Raw genomic sequence first — 21,394 nt, 5'->3', positions numbered from 1 at the left:
GCGGTGCCTCCTGATGCACTATTGACCGAGTGACCGATCAGAATCGACCCCCGGCGCTGCCGCTTGGTGCGGCGATCGCCGCAACAGTGTTGGTCGGCGTCCTCACCGCCGTTCAAGCTCGTATCAACGGTGCGCTCGGCGCGGCGATCGGTGATGGGTTCGTCGCGGCGTTCATCTCGTTCGGAAGCGGTCTGGTGCTGATCCTCGTGGTCACCCTGCTCGCGCCCACCGGCCGGCAAGGACTCCGACGGCTCGTCGCGGGCGCGGGGCGCAGCATTCCCGTCTGGATGCTGCTGGGCGGGCTCGCGGGCGCTGTGACGGTCGCCACCCAGGGGCTCACCGTCGCCACGATCGGGGTCGCGCTCTTCACGGTCGGGCTCGTGGCGGGGCAGACGGCAGGTGGCCTGGTGCTCGACCGCGTCGGGTATGGACCGGCCGGCGTCGTCGCCGTGACCGTTCCCCGGCTGGCGGGCGGTCTGCTGGCGATCGTCGGCGTCGTGCTGTGCGCTCTCGGCCAGCGCGGCGAGCCCGTCGCCTGGTGGATGCTGGCGCTGCCGCTCGTCGCGGGAGCCGGCATCGCCTGGCAGCAGGCCACCAACGGCCGGCTCCGGCAGGAGCTCGGCAGCCCGCTGTCGACGACGGTGGTGAACTTCGCGGGAGGATCGATCGCGCTCGGCATCGCAGCGGCGGTGAGTGTGACGGTCAACGGGATGCCGGGGGCGCTGCAGGCCGAGCCCTGGATGTACCTCGGCGGTGCGACGGGCGTGGTCTACATCGTGATCTCGGCGGCGTTGGTCAAGCGCACCGGGGTGCTGCTCCTCGGCCTCGGATCCGTCGTCGGACTGCTCGCCGCCTCGATCGTCCTCGACGCGATCGCGCCGCCCCCGTCCGGACCGTCGCTGCTGGCTGCGACCACGGCCGCCGCGGTCGCCTTCGTCGGCGTCATCATCGCCGTCGTTCCCTGGCGGCGCCGCGTCCGCTGAGAGTCTCAGCGGTGTGCGGCGTAGTGCTCCGCGAGTCGTGAGAGTCCTTCATCGATCGAGACGGTCGGCGCCCACCGCAGGTCGCGCCGGATCTCCGTCTGATCGAACCAGTGCGCGGTCGACAGCTGCTCGGCGAGGAAACGCGTCATCGGCGGCTCGTCGGCGCCGGGACGCACGTCCCAGACCTTCTCCACGGCGGCTCCTGCCGCACGGGCGACGGCAGCCGGCAGCCGCAGCTTCGGCTCGGGGGCTCCCGCTGCGCGGCAGATGCCCGCCATCAGGTCGCCCACGGGTCGCGGTTCGCCGTTGGTGAGCACGTAAGCGCGACCGCCGACGGCGTCCGCTCGCTCCAGCGCGGCCACGATGCCCGACGCAGCGTTGTCGACGTATGTGGTGTCGATGAGGGCCGTGCCCCCGTTCAGGAGCGGCAGCGTGTGCCGTCGAGCGCGAGCCACGATGCGCTCGATGAGCTGCGGGTCGCCCGGGCCCCACACCAGATGCGGCCTCACGGCGACGACGCGCATCGCCTCGGAGTCGCGTCCGAGTGCGATCAGCTCGGCCTCGGCCTTCGTTCGCGCGTACTCGCCGCGCGCGCGAACGGGGTCGGCGGGATCGGCCCCGGCGCCCGCGAGAGCGGAGCCGGCGTGAGCGACGGAGGGGGAGGAGACCTGCACGAAGCGCGACACTCCCGCCGCTGCGGCGGCATCGAGGAGGGTCGTCGTACCCCCGACGTTGACGTCGTGGAACTCGCGTCTGTCACCGGCGAGCGACACTTTCGCGGCGAGGTGGACGACGGCATCCGCGCCCGCCAGGGCATCCGCCACGGTGGTCGCATCGGTGACCGATCCCCGGATGTCGTGCGCTCCGGTGACGCCGGACGGGCGGCGCTGCAAGGTGCGCACCTCGTGCCCGGCGGAGAGCAGGTCCGCGACGACAGCGCGACCGAGAAAACCGGATGCGCCGGTGGCCAGGACGATCACGGTGCGCTCGGCTTCTCGCCGGCGAGCACGCGCTCGGCCCACGCCGCCAGGCGCGACCGGTCGATCTTGGAGTTGTGCCGGATGTCGGTGGGCAGGGCCGGCACGACGAGCACGGCAGCGATCGCGGAGTCGGATGCCGCACGGATGCGCTCGGCCAGTGCCGACGGGGCGAGGCCGGGCCGGCGCGCCCCGGGCGTCGTCTCGACGACGGCGACGCACACCTGGCGGCCCCGGGGCCCGACACCCACGACGGCCGCGCGGCGGACGCCCTCGACCCTCTCGATCTGCTGCTCGGGACCGACCGGGGTCACGGGCCCGTCACTCGTGACGACGACATGGGGGAGCCGCCCCTCGACCCAGAGCCGACCCTCGGCGTCGAAGTGACCGACGTCTCCGGTGCGATGCCAGCGGCCGGGGTGGGAGCCCGTACCTCGCACCGCCTCGCGATCGGTCGCCCACAGGCGGTGGTAGCCGCGCTTGAGGTGGGGCGCCGAGACCACGATCTCGCCCGTGACATGGGGCGTGGCCGAGAGGTCGCCGGTTGCACGGCCATCGGCGTCGAGGCCGGAGATGCGGACCGTGCCCGTGCCGATCGGCGTGCCCACGCAGACGCCGGCGTCGGGCGCCGACTGCGTTCGCTCGAGCTCGTCGAGGGTGACGTCGGTGACGAGCAGGCACTCGGTCATGCCGTACGGCGTGTGAGCTTCGGCCTCGGGCATGAGCTCGTGCGCCTGGCGCAGAAGGCCGATGCTCACGGGCGCGCCGGTCGAAAGGAACGTGCGCACCTGCGCGAGCGCTGCGCGACCGTCGGTTGTGAGCGCATCGGCCGTCGCACAGACATTCGCCACGGCCGCGGGAGAGAGGAACACGATGCGCGCACGGGAGGCGCGGACCGCTTCGGCGACCGCGGTCGCCGTGAGCGTGCGCGGCGCTGAGACATCCATGCGCGGCGTCGCCGATCGCGTGCCGAGCGCAGGACCCAGCAGGGCGAAGGGGGCGAAGCCCGTCACCAGCCCGACATCGGGGGTGACGTCGAAGTGCGATCCGAGGGTGTCGCGGAGCGCGGCGAGCTGCGCGTGGGTGTACACGACACCCTTGGCGGGGCCGGTGGAGCCGGAGGTGAAGAGGATCGCCGCTTCGTCGTCGGCAGATGGCGGCGCCGGCACCGCGCCGCGAGAACCCGAGGTGGCGATCTCGGCGAGCGACGCCTCGACGCCGAGCGCACGGGCTGCCGGGGCGGGCAGATTCGGAGCCGAGATGCGCCGGCCCGGCCACCCGAGTGCGCGTGCGGCCGCGAGGCCGGCCTGCTCGCCGATGACGAAGGCGGGCTCGGTGCCGCGGACGGCGCGAGAGAGCCCGCGGATTCCCAGCCCCCGGTCGGCGACCACCACGACGGCGCCGATGCGCAGGCACGCGTAGAGCACGGCGGTCAGCGTCGGACCGGGCTGCACGAGCAGCGAGACCCGGTCACCGCGTCGGATTCCGAACGCCGCGAACCCCGCGGCGAGGTGATCCACACGCTGCGCGAGCTCGCGCCAGCTGACGTCCAGCGGCTCCCCGCCGACGCGTCGGGTGAGATCGACCACGGCGGTGTCGTCGTCGTCGCTGCGGTCGAAGAGTCGCTGCCAGATCGGGACGAACGCGCGAGCGTCGTCGTCCGCATCCTTCTCGTCGGCGGGGATGCGGCGCTCACACGCGTCACGGGCGTCAGTCGCGTCACCGGAGGACAGGCCGTTGTCGTCGAGCCAGTCGAGCACGACGTCCGCGTACGGGCGCTCCTCCGCGAGCATGTGTCCGGCACCTTCGAAGCGGTGCACGTCGGCGTGCGGAAGGCGGCGCGCGAGGTCGTCGAGATGGTGCTCGCCGAACACCGGGTCGCGCGGCCCGCGCAGCAGCAGGGCGGGCACCGTCAGGTCGACGAGGCCGCCTGCGAGCTCGTCGAGGGCGGGAGTGCTCGGATGCTCGGGCGTGGCGGGGATGTCGGCGACGAATGCGCCGATGCCGCGCCGCAGTCCGCTCGACGCGTACGGCGCCCGGTAAGCGGCACGCACCTCGGGAGCGAGCGGAGGATCGGCCAGCGCGAGGGTCGTGTCGAGGAACGCGGTCGTCTTGACCGTCGTCGTGGCCAGCAGCGATCGGGCTCCCGCGACGCGCAGGGCCGAGGGCAGCGGCATCCCAGCGGGGTGATGCACCGCGGTGTTGAGAACGGCGACGGCGTCGACGCGGTCGCGATGGCGCACGGCCCATCCCAGCGAGATCGGGCCTCCCCAGTCGTGGCCGAGGGTGACGAGCGTGCCGGTGATGCCGAGTTCATCGATCAGCGCACCGAGGTCGTCGATGCGCTGCGGCAGGCCCCGCGTCAGCGTCGTGCGCTCGGAGTAGCCCATCTCGAGCTGATCGACGGCGACGATGCGCCACGCCGGTCCGCCGGCCCGTGCGCGCTGCAGCGACGCCGCGACGAGGGCGCGCCACAGATACGACCAGGTCGGGTTGCCGTGCACCGCGACGATCGTCCCGACCGGGGTGATGCCCTCTCGCTCGAGCAGCGAAGCGGTGTCGAGCAGGTGCCAGCGTCGCTGCGATCCGGCGTCGGCGCCGACACCGGCCACGACGCGGGTCGTCGAGACGCCGCCCTCGATTCCGGGGAGCTCCCGCGGCGCCACCGGGGTCACCAGGCGAGCTCCAGCATGCTGGTGTTCAGCCCGGAGCCGACACCCATGAGCAGCACGCGATCGCCGCGCTGCAGCGTCGCCTTCTCCGCATCCAGGGTGATGGGGATGGACGCCGGTCCCACGTTGCCCAGTTGGGGATACGTGACCGGAACGCGGCGGCGATCGAGGCCGACGGCCTTGACGATCGCGTTGGTGTGCACCGATGAGACCTGGTGCGTGATGTAACGGTCGATGCCGGACCACGAGAAGGTCGACTGCGCTTCTTTCCAGGCGTCGACGACGAGCGCCAGACCGCCCTTGAGGAGAGCCTTCGCATCGGTGAACATTCCGTCGACGCTCCCGACGCACAGCTCGTGGAACTGCGTGGCCGCGCGGGTCACGCCGCCGACGATGCGATGTCCGCCGGGGTTCTCGCTCGCACGCCCCAGCACGGCGGCGGCGGCGCCCGAGCCGAGGGTGAGCGAGGCGAACTCGCTCATGAACCCGTTGCGGTCGAGGCCGCCGCGATTGAGTCGCTCGACCGTGTTGACCTGGATCTCATCGGCGTCCTCGCCGTTGACGATGATCGCGTAGTCGATCTGGCCCGATTGGATCATTCCCGACGCGAGGCTCATGCCGTTGATGAAGCCGAGACAAGCGTTGGCGACGTCGAAGTTGATGGCCGAGGTGGGCAGCCCGAGCCCGTGATGAAGTCGCACCGCGACGGAGGGCTCGAGATGCTTCCGCGACACCGAGGTGTTGATGAGCAGGCCGATCTGGTCGGGACGCACGCCCGCCTCGTCGAGCGCCCGGCGCCCCGCCTGGATCGTCGCGTCGTCGGAGGACTCGCCCGCAGCCCAGTTGCGTCGCTCGTTCACGCCCGCGACCCGGCGCAGAAGGCCCGGCTTGAGTTTGAGCTGCCGCAGCACGTCCGACAATCGGTCCTCGATCGCGTCGGAAGAAGTGACGCGGGAGGGGAGGACACTCGCGACCGAAAGGAGGGCGACGTCGTCGTAACGAGTGGTGGCGTTTCCGTGCAATGCGACTCCCGCGGTGTCTCCGGTGGCCAGCGGCTTCTGCCTCCGACCCGCGCTCGAGGCGCATCCGGGCATCCGTCGATTTTACGTCTCGACGCATGCGGTCGGCTGCATGCGGAACGCTGTGCTACCGGGAGGCGCTCGTCGGGATGCCCGGCATGCGAAGGGCGCGAGGATGTCGGAGCGTGCGTTGGAAGGCTCGGATCAGGTCGACGGTGACGTCGAGCTCGAGGGCCATCGCATCCACGTGACCGTCGTGGATGCTCTCGGCGCGCGCGTAGTCGTCGACCGACACCAGCGTCCGTGCCGCCCATTCGTCGGCCCGCGTCTCTTGCCGTTCGGCGTGGTGCGGGTCGCGAAGCGGCACGTCGCCGTAGACGGCGTGGGCGCACTCGTGTGCCAGGACCGACCGGTGGAGGCGACGGGCCATTCCCGGCCGGAGCCGGACGATCCGAAGCCCGTGCTCGTACTCGCCGTCGCGGTCGGGAGGCAGCTCGTCGATGGTCACGCGTACGCCGAGAAGATCGAGTGTGTCGAGAAGCTCGTCATCCGTCACCGTCGTCCCCTCCGCGGTCGTCGTGTGGCGCTTTGGCCACCGCCCGCTCAGTATCGCGTGAGGGTCCGACATCGATGCGGGGGACGGAAGCCGCGCCGGTGGCCCGGCCAGGCTGCTGTCCCGGCACGTCGACGACCTGGGTGATGGGGACGCCGACCGCGCGGCACACCGCGTCGAGTTGGTCGAGCGTGAAGACCTTCTTCGCGGCGAGCACCCGCGACAGCTGCGAGGACGACATGCCGGCTCGCGCGGCGACGTCCGACTGACGCAGTCCGCGGCGGGCGATCTCAATGGAGAGCAGGTGCGCGACATGACGACTGAGCGGGCCGGGTTCCGGCGTCTTTCCTGAGGGCACGTGCCAAGTCTGGCGGAGTTGTCGCCATCGTGTCCGCCCGTCCAGAGCGGCGTGTCATCCGCGACCGTCGTCCCCGCCGAGGTCGTCCTGCGGCGCTTTGGCCACCGCGCGCTCGGTGCGGCGCGCCGGTCCGACATCGATGGGTGCGATGCGGCCGGTTCGGCGGGCGTGCCGCGCCTGCTCGCCGGGCATCACGACGACCTGCGCGATGGGGATGCCGACGGCGCGGCACACCGCGTCGAGTTGGTCGAGCGTGAAGACCTTCTTCACGGCGAGGACGCGCGACAGCTGCGAGGCCGACATGCCCGCCTGTGCGGCGACGTCTGTCTGCCGCAGTCCGCGGCGGGCGATCTCGGCGGCGAGCAGATTCGCGACATGGTGGCTGAGCGGGCCGGGTTCCGGCGTTCTTCCTGTGGGCACGTGCCAAGTTTGGCGGAACCATTGCCATGTGGCAAGCGTGTCAATAGTGTTGCCATATGGCAGACGGCTTGCTAAGCGCTCGAGTGGCTCGGTCCATCCGCGCGGTCCTTGCGGATGAGCGGTTGACGCAGGAATGGCTGGCTGAGGCGAGCGGCATCCCGATGCGAACGCTCGCGCGCCGCCTGCATGTCCGGCGTCCGTCGGCCATGTCGATCGAGGAGCTGGCACGGATCTCTGCAGCCCTCGATGTCGACATGTCCGACCTGCTCGATGACAGTCGCCTGACAACACGGCGGGTGCGGTCAGGCGGGCCGCCGCCCACCTGACGCGTTCAGGGCATCGGGCTGAGGAAGTCCTCGGCGTCGATCGTCTTGCGTCGGCCCGAGTCCCGGTCTGCGGGCTTGCCGCCCACATAGAGCCACCCGAGCAGTTCCTCGCGCTTACCGAGTTTGTGCGCCTTCGCGACGGCTTTGGAGCGCGTCGCGCCCCCGGTGCGCCAGAACACGCCCCAGCCCGCCTCGTCGAGCAGCAGGCTCAGCATGTGCGCGACGCCGGACGCCACGGCCTCCTGCTCCCACCGCGGGACCTTGCTCTTCTTGCTGTAGCTGGCGACGACCGCGATGAGCAGCGGAGCGCGCATCGGCTTCGTCGAGACACCGCGCTTGCCCTCGGCCTTGTTCAGCGCGCGGCCCAGCCGCGTGCGCCCGTCGCCTCTGATCTCGATGAGCCGCCACGGGCGCAGCGAAGAGTGGTCGGCGACACGCCCCGCGGCGGAGACCAGCCGCGCGAGCTCCTCGTGCGAGGGTGCCTCGTCGGTGACCTTCGACCACGACCGGCGTGCGCCGGCGGCCTCGAAGGCTCCGGTCACTTCTCCTGCTCGGGGGTGAACGACAGCGACAGCGAGTTCATGCAGTAGCGGTCGCCGGTGGGCGTGCCGAAACCATCGGGGAACACGTGGCCCAGGTGCGAACCGCAGTTCGCGCAGCGCACCTCCGTGCGCACCATCCCGTGCGAACGGTCCTCGATGAGCTCGACCGCCTCGGGACGCACCGACTCGTAGAAGCTCGGCCACCCGCAGTGCGAGTCGAACTTCGTGCCGCTCTGGAACAGCTCGGCGCCGCAGGCGGCGCAGGTGTACAGGCCCGCGCGGCTCTCATCGAGCAGCTCGCCGGTCCACGCGCGTTCGGTGCCGGCCTGCCGCAGCACCGCGTACTGCTCGGGGGTGAGCTCCTCGCGCCACTGCTCGTCGGTCTTATTCACGGAATAGGTCATGTCTGCTCCTTCGCCTCGTTCTATTCAACTCGACGTTGGGGGTCGATGTTCCCGGAGAATGTCCTCATGTCCGACGAGTTCGCCGCCGTGATCGAGCGTTACCGGCGTTTCGCCGCAGACGAGGCTCCGGGCCGCTCCGAGCTGTACGCCGACTGGGCGTGGCGCGTCGTCGAGGACCCGGCCCTGCAGGAGGTGCTCTCGCGCCTTCCCGCGAACCGCCGCCAGCCGCCGCTCGTGTTCGCGGTGTGCCGGCTGCTCGGGTCGGGCGACGTCGATGCCCCAACGTGGGCCGCTTGGGTGCTGGCGCATGCCGAGGCTGTGGTCTCGGAGAGTTTCGCGCGCTCGGTGCAGACGAACGAGCCCCTGCGCTGCGCGGCACTCCTCCCGACGCTCTCGCGGGTGACCGGCCCGATCGCGCTGCTGGAGGTCGGGGCGAGCGCGGGGCTGTGCCTATATCCCGACCGCTACTCGTATCGATATGTCGGCGTAGACGGAGGCGAGGTGCGGCTGGATCCGGTGACCGGCGTCTCGGACGTCGAGCTCGTCAGCGCGGTTGCGGGGGAGCGGATGCCGCAGGTGCGGCATCCCGACATCGTCTGGCGTGCCGGCATCGACCTCGCCCCGCTCGACGTGCGCGACCCTCGCGACGTCGACTGGCTGGCTCGGCTGGTCTGGCCCGGCGAGAACGGACGGGCCGATCGGATCCGCGCGGCCGCGGCGGTCGCGGCATCCGACCCGCCCCTCCTGTTCGCCGGAGACGCTCTCGACCTTCTGCCGGAGGCCGCGGCTCTCGCGCCGGCGGGGGCGACGCTGGTGATCACCACTCCCGGCGTCCTCGTCCACATTCCGCGTGAGCGTCGTTCGCGGGTGATCGAGCGCGCCCGCGATCTCGGGCGATGGCTGACGATCGACGACCCGGCGACCCACGACGCGTGGTCGGGTGAGCCGAGCGACTGGCGGGGTGGCTTCGCCGTGGCGCTCGATGGCGAGATCGACGCGGCAGCCGACCCGCTCGGGCGGTGGTGGGAGTGGCGTCCCGGATCCGAGCGACCGCGGTCGTAACGTGGAGGAGTGGCACTCTCCGATCGCGACCGCTCGATCCTCGACTTCGAGGCGCGTTGGGGTGCCCACAGCGGCGCGAAAGAAGAAGCCGTGCGCGCCGAGCTCTCGTTGAGCCCGGCGCGGTACTACCAGCTCCTGGGGCGCATCATCGACTCGCCTGATGCGGTTTCGCACGACCCGATGCTGGTGCACCGGCTGCGGCGCATGCGCGCGGCTGCGGAGCGTTCGCGCGCCGAACGCGCGGCCATGTGACGCGGAGCTTGGCCAGATAGCATTCCTCCGTGCCGACAACGACATACCCGAAAGACCGTTTCGACGAGCTCCCTGCCGACACCACCCGAGTCGGCGCCCACCGGGCGGAGAACCCCCGGCTCCGTGCCGGCGTCGTTCTGGCCTGGGCCGCGGGCGCGGTTCTCGTCCTGGTCGCGGTGGGCATCGTCGGCACGATGATCGTCACCGGGCGGATCGCGCTCTTCCCGGCGGAACCGACCGCCACGGCTGTGGTCCAAGCCCCCGTGGAAGCCGATCCGGTGGTCGACACGTCCTATCCGGTGCTGATCCTCAACGCCACCTCCGAGCGCGGTTTGGCGACCGCCCTCCGCGACACCGTCGTCGGCGCGGGGTGGAACTCGGATGTCGTCGACGCGGGTGACGCCAGCACTCATGACTTCGCGACGACCACGATCTTCTACGTCAATGCGGAGGACGAGGGCGCTGCGCGAGGTCTCGCCCAGGTCATCGGGGGTGCGGACGTGGAGATGAGCGAGGCCTACGCGGGCCCCGACGCGGCCGACGGCACCCCCAGCAAGCAGCTGACCGTGGTGGTCGGCGAGGATCGGGCGGGCGGCTCTTCCGAGGGTGAATGAGGGGGCGTGTTTCACGCTCGTGAAATTCTCGATGCGGCCGTGTCAACAGTGACCGGAAGCGCCGGGTCAGGCGGAGCGCCCTGCATACGATGACGCTGTCGCACAGCATCAGGAGATTCGCATGACACAGGGCACCGTCAAGTGGTTCAACGCCGAGAAGGGCTTCGGCTTCATCACCGTGAACGAGGGGCAGGACGTCTTCGTCCACTACTCCAACATCGAGATGAGCGGCTTCCGCGTGCTCGAGGAAGGGCAGGCGGTCGAGTTCACCGTGGGGACGGGGCAGAAGGGTCCGCAAGCGGAATCGGTGCGCGTCGTCGCCTGAATCGCACCACTCGCACAGAGCGCGCCGCCATCGCGGCGCGCTCTGTCGTTTCCCGGTCCGGTCGCCGACGGGGCGGCTTGCACTCCCCATGGGCGAGTGCCAGAATGGCTTTAGCACTCACGTTCATCGAGTGCTAAAGACTGTTCTCCACCGTCCGGGAGGGACGACACACACATGGCAAAGATCATCGCTTTCGACGAGGAGGCCCGCCGTGGCCTCGAGCGCGGCCTGAACACGCTGGCCGACGCCGTCAAGGTGACGCTCGGCCCGCGCGGTCGCAACGTCGTGCTCGAAAAGAAGTGGGGCGCCCCCACCATCACGAACGATGGCGTCTCGATCGCCAAGGAGATCGAGCTCGACGACCCGTACGAGAAGATCGGTGCGGAGCTCGTCAAGGAGGTCGCCAAGAAGACCGACGACGTCGCCGGTGACGGAACGACCACCGCGACGGTCCTCGCTCAGGCGCTCGTTCGCGAAGGCCTGCGCAACGTCGCAGCCGGCGCGGACCCCATCTCGCTCAAGAAGGGCATCGAGAAGGCCGTCAAGGCCATCACCGACCAGCTCCTCGCCGACGCGAAGGAGGTCGAGTCGAAGGAGCAGATCGCTGCCACCGCTTCGATCTCGGCCGCTGACGCCTCGATCGGCGAGCTGATCGCCGAGGCGATCGACAAGGTCGGCAAGGAAGGCGTCGTCACCGTCGAGGAGTCGAACACCTTCGGCACCGAGCTCGAGCTCACCGAGGGCATGCGCTTCGACAAGGGCTACATCAACCCTTACTTCGTCACGGACCCGGAGCGCCAGGAGGCTGTCTTCGAAGACCCGTACATCCTCATCGCGAACCAGAAGATCTCGAACATCAAGGACCTTCTGCCCATCGTCGACAAGGTGATCCAGGAGGGCAAGGAACTCCTCATCATCGCGGAGGACGTCGAGGGCGAGGCTCTCGCGACGCTGGTGCTCAACAAGATCCGCGGCATCTTCAAGTCGGCTGCCGTCAAGGCCCCCGGCTTCGGCGACCGCCGCAAGGCTCAGCTGCAGGACATCGCGATCCTCACCGGCGGCCAGGTCATCACCGAAGAGGTCGGCCTCAAGCTCGAGAACGCCACCGTCGACCTGCTCGGCCGTGCGCGCAAGGTCATCATCACCAAGGACGAGACCACGATCGTCGAGGGCGCCGGTGACTCGGCTCAGCTCGAGGGTCGCGTGACCCAGATCCGCCGCGAGATCGACAACACCGACAGCGACTACGACCGCGAGAAGCTCCAGGAGCGCCTCGCGAAGCTCGCCGGTGGCGTCGCCGTCATCAAGGCCGGAGCTGCGACCGAGGTCGAGCTCAAGGAGCGCAAGCACCGCATCGAGGACGCTGTCCGCAACGCCAAGGCAGCTGTGGAAGAGGGTGTCGTCGCCGGTGGTGGTGTCGCTCTCATCCAGGCCGGCAAGAACGCGTTCAACGGTCTCGAGCTCTCGGGCGACGAGGCGACCGGCGCGAACATCGTCAAGGTCGCGATCGAGGCTCCGCTGAAGCAGATCGCTCTGAACGCCGGCCTCGAGCCGGGCGTCGTCGCCAACAAGGTCGCCGAGCTCGAGATCGGTCACGGCCTCAACGCCGCGACCGGCGAGTACGGTGACCTCTTCGAGCAGGGCATCATCGACCCCGCCAAGGTGACGCGCTCGGCGCTGCAGAACGCCGCGTCGATCGCCGGCCTGTTCCTCACGACCGAGGCGGTCGTGGCGGACAAGCCGGAGAAGACCCCGGCTCCCGCGGGCGACCCCACGGGTGGCATGGACTTCTGATCCATCGCAGACAGAACGGCCCCTCCTTCGGGAGGGGCCGTTCTGCGTTTCCGTGGCGGGTCAGCGAAAGAGGCCGGCGGCCGCAGCCTCGGCGTGCAGATACTGCTGGCCCGCGGCATCCAACGCCGATCCGATGTCGCCGAGCGCCGCTTCGACTTCGCGCTGGGCGGCGCGCCAGCGCTCGACGACCGCCTGGAACGCGAGTGCGGCGCTTCCGGTCCACGACCCCTGCAGCTGTGTCAGCTGCGCCATCATGGCGCCGGTGTCGCTCTCGATGCGCCCCGAGGTGGCTCGGATGGCGGCGGTGGCACTCGCCACGGCGTCGCTGTCGATGGAGAAGATGGCCATGTCGCTCCTTGCGTCGTGCGATGGGATGCCGACACGCTAGGGCCCCTCCCACCGCCTGCGGTCGCAGGCCGGGCGGACGGGGGAGAGAGCGACGCTGGGCGCTGCCGGGGGAGGAGCCGCGCCCCTCATCCCGCTCAGCGCTCGTCGCGCAGACGCGGCAGCGGCTGGGTCTCGATCCAGAGGTGCTCGGCGGCCTCGCGGCGATCGGCCAGGGGGAATGCGACGCGGAACGTCGCGCCGCCGCCGGGCGTAGCCTGGACATCGATCGAGCCGTGCAGCGCCTCGACGATCGACGCGACGATCGACAGGCCGAGGCCGGACCCGCCGGTCTCGCGCGTGCGCGACGTGTCGGCGCGCCAGAACCGCTGGAAGATCTTCTCGCGCAGCGGTTCCGGGATGCCTTCGCCGTGATCGATCACCGAGATCCATCCCATGCGGGCGTCACGGTCCAGGCCCACGGCGATCTCGATCGGAGTGCCCTCGGGGCTGTAGCGCCGGGCGTTGCCGATGAGGTTCGCTACGACCTGGCGGATGCGGTTCTCGTCGCCGAGCACGACGGGGACGAGCGGCGGCTCGGCCGGCTGCAGCAGAGGCTTCGTGTCGGCGGCCGCGGCGGACGAGGTGCTCGCCGACGCGGCATCCGCCTTCCGCGACGTCGAACCCGACTCCGATCCCGAGCGGGCGCCGCGGTCGTCCTTCGGACGTCGCCGCAGGCGGGCGAGCGTCTGGCCCGTGCGATTGCGGGCGCCGCCGGAGCGTTTGGCCGTCGCCCCGGCCCCGGTGTCCGTCGGCAGATCCACGGTCAACGTCTCATCGGAGTACTCGATCACCGACACCTGGCGCTCGGGAGCTGCGGCTCGCGTGTCGAGCGCCGCATCACGGGCGATCGGACGCAGGTCGACGGGGGTGATGACCAGGTCTCGGCGTTCGTCGAGGCGCGCGAGGGCCAGGAGGTCCTCGACGAGGCCGCTCATCCGGACGGCCTCCTTCTCGATCCGCTCCATCGACTGCGCGGTGTGCTCGGCGTCGGTGATCGCACCCATGCGGTACAGCTCCGCATATCCGCGGACCGTCACCAGCGGCGTGCGCAGCTCGTGGCTGGCGTCGCCGATGAACCGCCGCATCTGCTGAACCGTGGCGTCGCGCTGGGCCAGGGCGGTGTCGATGCGGTCGAGCATCGCGTTGATGGCGATCTTCAGCCGGCCGACCTCGGTGCCGGGGGAGATGTCGCCCATGCGCTGGCTCAGGTCGCCCGCCGCGATCGTCATCGCGGTCTCCTCGACCTGGCTGAGGCTGCGGAAGGTGAGGGTCACGAGCCAGCGGGTGCCGAGAGCGCCGGCCACGAGGATGAGGGCGGCGATCACGGTGTAGATGCTGATGAAGTTCGCGACGGTCTGCGTCACCGAGGTCAGCGGCAGCGCGACGAGCTGCGTGTAGCTCTCTCGCGATCCCTCAGGCTGGAGGATGTCGACGCTCGCGTGGAAGGTCCCGTTCCCCTGGCGGGCGGGGAGCTCGAACGGCTCCGTTCCCTTGACGAGCGTTCGATCGAGAGGGAACGAGGCGGGTAGATCGGGGCGGATCGACTCGGGCCCGCCCGCCACCGACAGCAGCTCGCCCTCAGCGCTGTAGATCGCGACGACGAAGGTGGTCGGCGCCGGGGACTCCTTCGCCTCGAAGAGGGCGATTCCGTCTTCGACGGAGACATCCATCACCGTGCTCGCCAGGTCGGTGGGGGCCAGCGACCGCAGGCTGCCGTCGAGAGCCGCGACCTGAGCGTTGCGGAGGAAGATCATCGTTCCCACGCCCGCCGCGATCAGCCCCATCGCCAGCAGGGTGACGATGACGCCCGTGACTTTCGTGCGCAGGCTGATGCCGCGCCACCACCGGGTGACGCCGTCGTTCGCGGAATCGCTCAGGCGTCTGCGCTCCCGCGGATCACGCCGACTTGTCGGCCTTGAGCATGTAGCCGAAGCCGCGCTTGGTCTGGATCAGCGGCTCGGAGGAGTGCGGGTCGATCTTGCGGCGCAGGTACGAGATGTAGCTCTCGACGATGCCGGCGTCGCCGTTGAAGTCGTACTCCCACACGTGATCGAGGATCTGCGCCTTGCTCAGCACGCGGTTGGGGTTGAGCATCAGGTAGCGCAGCAGCTTGAACTCCGTCGGCGACAGGTCGATCGAGACGTCCCCGACCTGCACATCGTGCGTGTCCTGGTCCATCGTCAGCTCGCCGGCGCGGATGATCGACTCCTCGTCGGCCTGCATCGTGCGGCGGAGGATGGCCTGGATGCGGGCGACGATCTCGTCGAGGCTGAAGGGCTTCGTGACGTAGTCGTCGCCGCCGGCGTTGAGTCCCTCGATCTTGTCCTCGGTCTCGTCCTTCGCGGTGAGGAAGAGGATCGGCGCGGTGTAGCCCGCGCCCCGCAGGCGCTTGGTGACGCTGAAGCCGTTCATGTCGGGCAGCATCACGTCGAGCACGATCAGGTCGGGCTCCTCCTCGAGCACCGCCGAGATCGTCTGCGCTCCGTTGCCCACGGCGCGGACCTGGTATCCGGCGAACTTCAGCCCGGTGATCAGCAGGTCACGGATGTTCGGTTCGTCGTCCACGACGAGAATGCGCGGTGCTGTCATAGGCCCATACTGGCACCGGATCCCATCGGTTTGCTGGATATCGCGCCGCAGCGGGTCGACCTGGTAAGGGTCGCGAGAGGATGGAGGCATGCCGCGTCCGATCGATTCCGACCGTCTCGCATTCCACCGGCTCGTGTTCGCACGTCGTCGCTCGGGATGGTGGACCCCACTCGCGGTGGGCGCTCTCGGCATCGTCCTCTACCTCGTCATGGTGATCGTGGTCGCGCTCGCCGCCCTGCTCATCGCGCTGTCGAGCGACGACGCGGCACGCGCGCTCAACGACGTCCTGCGCGATGGCGGAGCGCTGGATGTCGGCGACCCGCTGTCACTGCTTCTCGGCCTCGGCGCGATCGCGCTGCTGCTGCCCGCATACCTGCTCGCGTCGCTCATCGTCAACGGTCGTCGCCTCGGGTTCGCCTCCGCCGTCTTCGGGCGGTTGCGCTGGCGCTGGCTGCTCGTCTGCGTCGCGCTCGCCATGGCTATGGCGGTCGTCGTCACGGTCGTCACGGCGCTGCTCCCGGCCGAGGAGGGCGCAGCCGCACTGACGCCGCCGGCGGGCGCGACCCTGTGGCTGAGCCTGCTCGTGGTCGTCCTCGTCGTTCCGGTCCAGGCCGCAGCCGAGGAGTACGTCTTCCGCGGCTACCTGATGCAGGCGATCGGGCGGTGGCTGCGGCATCCGCTGTTCGCCATCCTGCTTCCCGTTCCCCTCTTCGTCATCGGGCACCTCTACGACCCCGTCGGTCAGGCAGCCGTCGCGCTCTTCGCGATCGCCGCGGGTTGGCTCACGTGGCGGACGGGCGGACTCGAGGCCGCGATCGCGGTGCACATCGTCAACAACCTGCTGGCCTTCGCGACCGGAATCGCTGCGGGAGCCGACCCGACGGCGGCGGATGTCGGCTGGGTGAGCTTCGCCACCTCGACGTTGCTGCTCGGGGGCTACTGCCTCGCCGTCGAGTACGTGCTGCGGCGCCGCCCGATCGTGCGGACCTACGCCCTTCCGCGCACACCGCTGCCGGCGCCGATCCCCATGCCGACGCCGACGGCGACCGTGCCGCTTCCGGGCGAGCCGACGCCCGAGCTCACGAAGCCCTGACGCGGCCGGCGCGCGGCGACCGGCTCAGGCCGCTTCGAGCTTCTCGGCGTCGAGGATCGTGTAGCTGTACCCCTGCTCGGCGAGGAAGCGCTGCCGGTTCTGCGCGAAGTCCTGGTCGACGGTGTCGCGAGCGATGAGCGTGTAGAAGCTCGCGGTGTGACCGTTGGACTTCGGACGAAGCAGGCGTCCGAGCCGCTGGGCCTCCTCTTGGCGGGATCCGAACGACCCCGAGACCTGGATCGCGACGGAGGCGTCGGGCAGGTCGATCGAGAAGTTCGCGACCTTCGAGACGATGAGCACGGGGATCTCTCCCGTGCGGAACGCGTCGTACAGCTCCTCGCGCTCGTCGACGGGGGTCGACCCCGTGATCTTCGGTGCCCCGAGCGCGTCGGAGAGCACGTCGATCTGATCGAGGTACTGCCCGATGACGAGGATCTGCTCGCCCGCGTGCTTCGCGACGAGGTCGCGGACGACGCCGATCTTCGCGTGCGCGGTGGCCGCCAGGCGGTACCGCTCGTCGTCGGCCGATGCGGCGTACTCGAGGCGATCGGACGCCGGGAGGTCGACGCGCACTTCGTAGCAGACCGCGGGGGAGATGAAGCCCTGGGCCTCGATCTCCTTCCAGGGGGCGTCGAAGCGCTTGGGGCCGATGAGGCTGAACACATCACCCTCGCGGCCGTCCTCACGCACGAGGGTGGCGGTGAGGCCGAGGCGGCGTCGCGCCTGCAGATCGGCGGTCAGCTTGAACACCGGCGCGGGAAGGAGGTGCACCTCGTCGTACACGACGAGACCCCAGTCGAGCGCGTCGAGGAGCGCGAGGTGGGCGTACTCGCCCTTCCGCTTCGCGGTGAGGATCTGGTAGGTCGCGATCGTGACCGGCTTGACCTCTTTCGACTGACCGGAGTACTCGCCGATCTCCTCCGGCGTCAGGCTCGTGCGCTTGAGCAGCTCGTTGCGCCACTGCCGCGCGCTGACGGTGTTGGTCACGAGGATGAGCGTGGTGGTCTTCGTGTCGGCCATCGCCGCGGCCCCGACGAGCGTCTTGCCCGCGCCGCAGGGGAGCACCACCACACCCGAGCCGCCCTCGGTGAAGATGTCGACCGCCTTGCGCTGGTAGGGGCGCAGGCTCCAGCCGTCTTCGTGCAGCTCGATCTCGTGGGGTGTGCCGGGGGTGAAGCCGGCGAGGTCCTCCGCCGGCCAGCCGATCTTCAGCAGCTCCTGCTTGATCTGGCCGCGGGCCCAGGCGTCGATGACGTACGTCTCGGGCGTGGGGTGCCCCAGCAGCAGGGGCTGGATCCGCTTGTTGCGGGTGACCTCGGCCAGCACGGCCGCGTCGTTCGAACGCAGCACGAGCGTGCCCTCGTCGTCGCGTTCGATGACGAGGCGTCCGTACCGGGTGACCGTCTCGCGGATGTCGGTCGACACCGACGGCGGCACCGGGAAGCGCGACCACCGATCGAGCGTCGCGAGCATGTCGTCGGCGTCGTGCCCCGCGGCGCGGGCGTTCCACAGGCCCAGCCGCGTGATGCGGTAGGTGTGGATGTGCTCCGGGGCGCGTTCGAGTTCGGCGAAGATCGCGAGCTCGTGCCGCGCGTCCTCCGCGCTCGGGTGGGCGACCTCCAGCAGCACGGTGCGGTCGCTCTGGACGATCAGGGGGCCATCAGCCATAACGAGCAATCGTACCGGTGCTGAACGGGCATCGGCCTGCGCGGCGAGCGGCGACCGAGCTCAGGTCAGACGCGCGGAGACGATGCTCGACACCGGCAGGGTGCGCTCGACATCCGATGCGCGGTCGCGGCCTCGGAGACGACCGCCTCCGAGGCCGGTCGCCTCGAGCACGAAGTCGCGCGTCGTGCCGTCCGGCAGCCGCACGCTCACCTCGATCACCGCCCGCGCCTTGACGGCCTGCTCGAGCTCGCGCCCCAGCCACGCGGCATCCGCGTCGTCGGAGGAGTGAGCACGGCGCATGCGCTCGATGAGTGGCGCATACGACGCGTCGTCGGCACCCGCCGCCGTTCCCGATGAGGAATCGGTCAGGCGGGCGCGGTCGAGGATGCGCACCCGTCCGTCCGCGTCGACCGCGGCGACGGGATAGCGGGCGTCGCTCAGCATCCAGAAGACGGCGTCCACCGAGCTGCGGCTGATGAGCCGGTCACCGTCGCGGATGAGACCGAGCGGGCGCAACGCCTGGTCGACCGCGAGCGTGTCGAGAGCAGTCGGCTCGGATGCGGTGACCTGGGTACGGCCGGTCGCATCGGTCCCCACGCGCAGGCGCCCGTGGCGCTGCGCCGCGCGCTCGAGCTCGTACGCCAGCGGCTGCGGCAGGCCGGTCAGCGAGATCGCGGTGAGGAATTCGGCGAGGGATGCCGGATCCTCTCCGGCCGCGAGCGCCGCTCCGATCGATTCGGCGGAGAACCGGTAGGTCGATGCCTGCGCGCGCGATTCGCGTCGCGCCGCCCGGCGCAGCCGCGCATCGATCGCGGGTTCGAGGGGTCCCGGGGCGATCGCGGTGAGGTCGTTCTGGAGGAAGATGCGGTCGACCTCGCCGGGCAGGTGCGCCTGCAGGGTCTCCCGGTCGACGTCGCCGCCGTCCGCCATCGCCGTCGCCCATGCTGCCGGTCGGCCCGAGGCGTCGATGATCGCCCAGAGCCGCCACTGCGCCGCGAGGCGGCCGGCCCGAGCCGGCCACTGAGGATCGAGCGGGTAGGCGAGGTGCCATTCGGCCGGCGGCCGCCAACCGCCGTTCTCCGTGCGCAACGCGGCGGGGAGGGCGTCGCGGAGGTGCGACGCGGTCTCGACCCAACGATCGACCGATCCGCGCAGGAGCCACGCGCTCCCGTCCGTCGTGACCCGCCATTCCCGGTCCACCGCTCTCAGCAGCCCGGCGTCGAGACCGATGCCGATCACGAGGTCGACCGTCGCGGCATCCGCCACGGCTCCCGCATCGACCAGCCGGCGGCGATCGCCGGCGCCCAGAGTTCCGGCGCCGGTGCGTCCGAGGGGTGACGGCTGTGTCAGCGAGAGAACGTCGGCGAGCGACGAGAGCGCGGTGAAGGCTCGTTCGGCCAGCTGCGCGTCATCCTCCGCGGCAGCTCCCGCGGTCGCCGGATCCGGGGTCTCGGGTCGCGAGAGGTCGCGCCATGCGGCCGCCGCGCCGGCGTAGGGCAGGCCCTCGGGGGAGACGAGTCCGAGGTGCAGCAGCTCGTCGCGTGCCGTGCCCGGGGGCACCGGCTCGTCGGAGGCGACGGCCTGATCCATGGCGTCGACGAGCGGCCGAGACAGCAGCGGGGCGGCCTTCGCCACCGCCGTGGGGTCGAGCAGCGCTTCGGCGGCGTCGAAGAAGTCGGCCCACGCGGCATCGGTCGAGACGCGGCGTCGACGCAGGAGTGCCGTCAGGACGTCGTCGTCGACCGTGGCGAGCCAGCTCGCGAGGGCACGGGCGTCGACAGGAGACACGTCACCGGCCCTTGTTGGCCCGGCTCCGTCGGATGAAGGTCATGATGAGCACCGTCAGCAGCAGGGCGAACGCGATCGGCGGGGCGATCCACACGATCGCGCTGACCGTCGGCCACACCCCCGAGCCGAAGTCCGCCTGCTCCATGCCGGTCGCGGTGCCGATGATGATCGCGAAGAAGCAGACGATCGCCAGGATCAGCAGTCCCAGCGACATGAACGCGAGGATGCGGTCTATACGGCGGACCGGAAGGTCGTCGCCCGTGCTGCGCGTGCTCATCCGCATCAGCGTAGCGCTTCGCGGCGGTGCCGTAGGCTGGTTGCCGGGGCTCAAACGGTCCCGGCATTCCGTTCTGCCCGCGAAACGCGGTCCGTGACAGCGAGGTACGCACATGCCCACCGGCAAGGTCAGGTTCTACGACGACGAGAAGGGGTTCGGCTTCATCTCCTCCGATGACGGCCAGGACGTCTTCCTGCACGCCACGGCACTGCCGGCGGGCACCGAGTCGCTCAAGCCCGGCACGCGCCTGGAGTTCGGCGTCGCCGACGGCAAGCGCGGTCTGCAGGCCCTGGCCGTTCGCGTGCTCGAGGCTCCCGTCAGCCTGAGCAAGCGCAACCGCAAGCCCGCGGACGACATGGCGATCATCGTCGAGGACCTCGTCAAGCTCCTCGACGGCATCGGTGCCGACCTCCGTCGCGGCCGGTACCCCAGCTCGGGTCACGGCAAGAAGATCGCCGCGGTGCTGCGCAAGGTCGCCGATGACCTCGACGCCTGACTCTCCCGACGCCTCGACGTCGCACGAGCCCGGGTCCGCCGAGCCCGTCGCTGAAGTGACCGCCGTCTCGGAGGATGCTCCGGCAACCGAGGACGCTGTGCCGACCGATCCGGTGACCGTCGACGAGCGTCTGCTCGCCGCGCACGATCTGGCCCTGGCGGCGCTCGCCGAGATCACCCCTGCCTCGACGGTCGGCGACCCGGTCGACTACGTGGTCGAGGCCGACGGCGTGGTCTCGCTGCGTTTCGCGAACCGTCTCGCCGGGTACCCCGGGTGGCTCTGGACCGTCAGTGTCGCGGTGGTCGAGGACGCCGAGCCGACGGTTCTCGAAGTCGAACTGCTCCCCGCCGCCGGTGCCCTCCTGGCCCCCGAGTGGGTGCCCTGGGCCGTGCGGCTCGCCGAGTATCAGGCTGCCCAGGCCGCTGCCGACGAGGACGACTCCGACGACGATCTCGATGACGATGACACGGTCGACCTCGACGATGCCGACGACATCGACGATGACGATGACGATGCGGACGACGACGACTTCGCCGACGGCAGCACGGCCGTCACCCACGCGGGCGACGTCGACGGGGTAGACATCGACGCCCTCGACGCCGGGGCGGCAGACGACGAATCAGACGAGGACTCCGAGGACTCCGAGGACGACGAGGATGACGAGTCCGACGAGGACGACGAGTCCGACGACGACGAGTCCGACGACGACGAGTCCGACGAGGACGAGTCCGACGACGACGAGGATGACGAGTCCGACCACGACGAATCGCCCTGGGAGCGCTGACCGCTCTCGCC

Annotated in this window: 24 protein-coding genes; 10 read left to right on the top strand and 14 right to left on the bottom strand. The window is 70.3% G+C overall.

What is annotated here, in order from left to right; genetic code table 11:
- Positions 1 to 29: 29 nt before the first annotated feature.
- On the top strand, positions 30 to 983 hold the full coding sequence (locus MTS1_RS13285; RefSeq protein ID WP_023954827.1) for a DMT family transporter: 954 nt from the start codon (positions 30 to 32) through the stop codon (positions 981 to 983).
- Positions 984 to 988: 5 nt separating this feature from the next.
- Here the strand turns inward: MTS1_RS13285 and MTS1_RS13280 are convergent, their stop codons facing one another.
- From MTS1_RS13280 to MTS1_RS13255, 6 genes are read right to left on the bottom strand one after another with little or no spacing between them, the layout of a single operon-like run.
- Positions 989 to 1,963 carry an NAD(P)-dependent oxidoreductase gene (locus MTS1_RS13280; protein WP_023954825.1) on the bottom strand — a complete coding sequence of 325 codons (975 nt, stop codon included), beginning with the start codon at positions 1,961 to 1,963 and terminating at the stop codon, positions 989 to 991.
- A complete protein-coding gene (locus MTS1_RS13275; protein WP_370576223.1) occupies positions 1,960 to 4,635 on the bottom strand; it encodes an alpha/beta fold hydrolase in 2,676 nt (891 codons plus the stop codon). The genes MTS1_RS13280 and MTS1_RS13275 overlap by 4 nt, the downstream gene beginning before the upstream one ends.
- On the bottom strand, positions 4,632 to 5,726 hold the full coding sequence (locus tag MTS1_RS13270) for a 3-oxoacyl-ACP synthase III (RefSeq protein ID WP_023954820.1): 1,095 nt from the start codon (positions 5,724 to 5,726) through the stop codon (positions 4,632 to 4,634). The genes MTS1_RS13275 and MTS1_RS13270 overlap by 4 nt, the downstream gene beginning before the upstream one ends.
- Before the next feature lie 52 nt (positions 5,727 to 5,778).
- Positions 5,779 to 6,207: an ImmA/IrrE family metallo-endopeptidase gene (locus MTS1_RS13265; RefSeq protein WP_023954818.1), complete on the bottom strand. Its 429-nt coding sequence runs from the start codon at positions 6,205 to 6,207 to the stop codon at positions 5,779 to 5,781.
- Complete coding sequence (locus MTS1_RS13260) at positions 6,197 to 6,562, bottom strand: helix-turn-helix domain-containing protein (protein WP_023954816.1); 366 nt, start codon at positions 6,560 to 6,562, stop codon at positions 6,197 to 6,199. Before MTS1_RS13260 ends, MTS1_RS13265 begins: the two co-directional genes overlap by 11 nt.
- A 54-nt stretch (positions 6,563 to 6,616) precedes the next feature.
- Positions 6,617 to 6,982, bottom strand: coding sequence for a helix-turn-helix domain-containing protein (locus tag MTS1_RS13255; RefSeq protein WP_023954815.1), 366 nt, complete (start codon positions 6,980 to 6,982; stop codon positions 6,617 to 6,619).
- 83 nt (positions 6,983 to 7,065) lie between these two features.
- Here MTS1_RS13255 and MTS1_RS13250 point away from each other — a divergent pair, with 83 nt between their 5' ends.
- Positions 7,066 to 7,308, top strand: a complete 243-nt coding sequence (locus MTS1_RS13250) for a helix-turn-helix transcriptional regulator (protein WP_167350472.1) — start codon at positions 7,066 to 7,068, stop codon at positions 7,306 to 7,308.
- 5 nt (positions 7,309 to 7,313) lie between these two features.
- Here the strand turns inward: MTS1_RS13250 and MTS1_RS13245 are convergent, their stop codons facing one another.
- Positions 7,314 to 7,850: a nitroreductase family protein gene (locus MTS1_RS13245; protein ID WP_023954810.1), complete on the bottom strand. Its 537-nt coding sequence runs from the start codon at positions 7,848 to 7,850 to the stop codon at positions 7,314 to 7,316.
- Complete coding sequence (gene msrB, locus MTS1_RS13240; RefSeq protein ID WP_023954808.1) at positions 7,847 to 8,254, bottom strand: peptide-methionine (R)-S-oxide reductase MsrB; 408 nt, start codon at positions 8,252 to 8,254, stop codon at positions 7,847 to 7,849. The genes MTS1_RS13245 and msrB overlap by 4 nt, the downstream gene beginning before the upstream one ends.
- 66 nt (positions 8,255 to 8,320) lie before the next feature.
- Between msrB and MTS1_RS13235 the strand changes: the two genes are divergently transcribed.
- The 5 genes from MTS1_RS13235 to groL all read left to right on the top strand — a co-directional run bounded on the left by MTS1_RS13235 (position 8,321) and on the right by groL (position 12,301).
- Complete coding sequence (locus MTS1_RS13235; protein WP_036306035.1) at positions 8,321 to 9,316, top strand: DUF2332 family protein; 996 nt, start codon at positions 8,321 to 8,323, stop codon at positions 9,314 to 9,316.
- 9 nt (positions 9,317 to 9,325) lie between these two features.
- On the top strand, positions 9,326 to 9,568 hold the full coding sequence (locus MTS1_RS13230; protein WP_023954805.1) for a DUF3263 domain-containing protein: 243 nt from the start codon (positions 9,326 to 9,328) through the stop codon (positions 9,566 to 9,568).
- Between the two features lie 29 nt (positions 9,569 to 9,597).
- On the top strand, positions 9,598 to 10,182 hold the full coding sequence (locus MTS1_RS13225) for a LytR C-terminal domain-containing protein (protein ID WP_023954802.1): 585 nt from the start codon (positions 9,598 to 9,600) through the stop codon (positions 10,180 to 10,182).
- Between the two features lie 121 nt (positions 10,183 to 10,303).
- Positions 10,304 to 10,507, top strand: coding sequence for a cold-shock protein (locus MTS1_RS13220; RefSeq protein ID WP_023954799.1), 204 nt, complete (start codon positions 10,304 to 10,306; stop codon positions 10,505 to 10,507).
- A 174-nt stretch (positions 10,508 to 10,681) separates the two neighbouring features.
- Positions 10,682 to 12,301 (top strand): chaperonin GroEL, encoded by a 1,620-nt coding sequence (gene groL, locus MTS1_RS13215; protein WP_023954797.1) that lies wholly within the window; start codon positions 10,682 to 10,684, stop codon positions 12,299 to 12,301.
- A gap of 60 nt (positions 12,302 to 12,361) precedes the next feature.
- Here the strand turns inward: groL and MTS1_RS13210 are convergent, their stop codons facing one another.
- The 3 genes from MTS1_RS13210 to MTS1_RS13200 all read right to left on the bottom strand — a co-directional run bounded on the left by MTS1_RS13210 (position 12,362) and on the right by MTS1_RS13200 (position 15,277).
- Positions 12,362 to 12,649 (bottom strand): WXG100 family type VII secretion target, encoded by a 288-nt coding sequence (locus tag MTS1_RS13210; RefSeq protein WP_023954795.1) that lies wholly within the window; start codon positions 12,647 to 12,649, stop codon positions 12,362 to 12,364.
- Positions 12,650 to 12,783: 134 nt separating this feature from the next.
- Positions 12,784 to 14,472: a cell wall metabolism sensor histidine kinase WalK gene (locus tag MTS1_RS13205; RefSeq protein ID WP_023954793.1), complete on the bottom strand. Its 1,689-nt coding sequence runs from the start codon at positions 14,470 to 14,472 to the stop codon at positions 12,784 to 12,786.
- A 112-nt stretch (positions 14,473 to 14,584) separates the two neighbouring features.
- Positions 14,585 to 15,277, bottom strand: a complete 693-nt coding sequence (locus MTS1_RS13200) for a response regulator transcription factor (RefSeq protein ID WP_023954791.1) — start codon at positions 15,275 to 15,277, stop codon at positions 14,585 to 14,587.
- Positions 15,278 to 15,365: 88 nt separating this feature from the next.
- Here MTS1_RS13200 and MTS1_RS13195 point away from each other — a divergent pair, with 88 nt between their 5' ends.
- Entirely contained in the window at positions 15,366 to 16,370 is a 1,005-nt protein-coding gene (locus tag MTS1_RS13195; RefSeq protein WP_023954789.1) for a CPBP family intramembrane glutamic endopeptidase, read from the top strand.
- 24 nt (positions 16,371 to 16,394) lie between these two features.
- On the opposite strand, the gene MTS1_RS13190 is transcribed toward MTS1_RS13195, so the two are convergent.
- The 3 genes from MTS1_RS13190 to MTS1_RS13180 are packed head-to-tail and all read right to left on the bottom strand — an operon-like array spanning position 16,395 to position 20,103.
- A complete protein-coding gene (locus MTS1_RS13190) occupies positions 16,395 to 18,038 on the bottom strand; it encodes a DNA repair helicase XPB (RefSeq protein ID WP_023954787.1) in 1,644 nt (547 codons plus the stop codon).
- 60 nt (positions 18,039 to 18,098) lie between these two features.
- Positions 18,099 to 19,826: a helicase-associated domain-containing protein gene (locus MTS1_RS13185; protein ID WP_023954785.1), complete on the bottom strand. Its 1,728-nt coding sequence runs from the start codon at positions 19,824 to 19,826 to the stop codon at positions 18,099 to 18,101.
- 1 nt (position 19,827) lies between these two features.
- Positions 19,828 to 20,103, bottom strand: coding sequence for a hypothetical protein (locus MTS1_RS13180; protein ID WP_023954783.1), 276 nt, complete (start codon positions 20,101 to 20,103; stop codon positions 19,828 to 19,830).
- 112 nt (positions 20,104 to 20,215) lie between these two features.
- On the opposite strand from MTS1_RS13180, the gene MTS1_RS13175 reads away from it, so the two are divergent.
- Positions 20,216 to 20,599 (top strand): cold-shock protein, encoded by a 384-nt coding sequence (locus MTS1_RS13175; protein WP_023954781.1) that lies wholly within the window; start codon positions 20,216 to 20,218, stop codon positions 20,597 to 20,599.
- Complete coding sequence (locus MTS1_RS16185; protein WP_023954779.1) at positions 20,583 to 21,383, top strand: DUF3027 domain-containing protein; 801 nt, start codon at positions 20,583 to 20,585, stop codon at positions 21,381 to 21,383. Before MTS1_RS13175 ends, MTS1_RS16185 begins: the two co-directional genes overlap by 17 nt.
- The last annotated feature ends 11 nt before the right edge of the window (positions 21,384 to 21,394 follow it).

Source organism: Microbacterium sp. TS-1 (genome assembly GCF_000509385.1).
Classification (GTDB): domain Bacteria; phylum Actinomycetota; class Actinomycetes; order Actinomycetales; family Microbacteriaceae; genus Microbacterium; species Microbacterium arborescens.
The sequence above is the reverse complement of the archived record's forward strand: the minus strand, read 5'-3'. Positions and strand labels throughout refer to the sequence as shown.

Coding starts and splice junctions, on each gene's coding strand:
- MTS1_RS13270 (WP_023954820.1), bottom strand. CDS start 5,726: ATGCCCGGATGCGCCTCGAGCGCGGGTCGGAGGCAGAAGCCGCTGGCC.
- msrB (WP_023954808.1), bottom strand. CDS start 8,254: ATGACCTATTCCGTGAATAAGACCGACGAGCAGTGGCGCGAGGAGCTC.
- MTS1_RS13235 (WP_036306035.1), top strand. CDS start 8,321: ATGTCCGACGAGTTCGCCGCCGTGATCGAGCGTTACCGGCGTTTCGCC.
- MTS1_RS13220 (WP_023954799.1), top strand. CDS start 10,304: ATGACACAGGGCACCGTCAAGTGGTTCAACGCCGAGAAGGGCTTCGGC.
- groL (WP_023954797.1), top strand. CDS start 10,682: ATGGCAAAGATCATCGCTTTCGACGAGGAGGCCCGCCGTGGCCTCGAG.
- MTS1_RS13210 (WP_023954795.1), bottom strand. CDS start 12,649: ATGGCCATCTTCTCCATCGACAGCGACGCCGTGGCGAGTGCCACCGCC.
- MTS1_RS13205 (WP_023954793.1), bottom strand. CDS start 14,472: ATGGGGCTGATCGCGGCGGGCGTGGGAACGATGATCTTCCTCCGCAAC.
- MTS1_RS13200 (WP_023954791.1), bottom strand. CDS start 15,277: ATGACAGCACCGCGCATTCTCGTCGTGGACGACGAACCGAACATCCGT.
- MTS1_RS13195 (WP_023954789.1), top strand. CDS start 15,366: ATGCCGCGTCCGATCGATTCCGACCGTCTCGCATTCCACCGGCTCGTG.
- MTS1_RS13190 (WP_023954787.1), bottom strand. CDS start 18,038: ATGGCTGATGGCCCCCTGATCGTCCAGAGCGACCGCACCGTGCTGCTG.
- MTS1_RS13180 (WP_023954783.1), bottom strand. CDS start 20,103: ATGAGCACGCGCAGCACGGGCGACGACCTTCCGGTCCGCCGTATAGAC.
- MTS1_RS13175 (WP_023954781.1), top strand. CDS start 20,216: ATGCCCACCGGCAAGGTCAGGTTCTACGACGACGAGAAGGGGTTCGGC.
- MTS1_RS16185 (WP_023954779.1), top strand. CDS start 20,583: ATGACCTCGACGCCTGACTCTCCCGACGCCTCGACGTCGCACGAGCCC.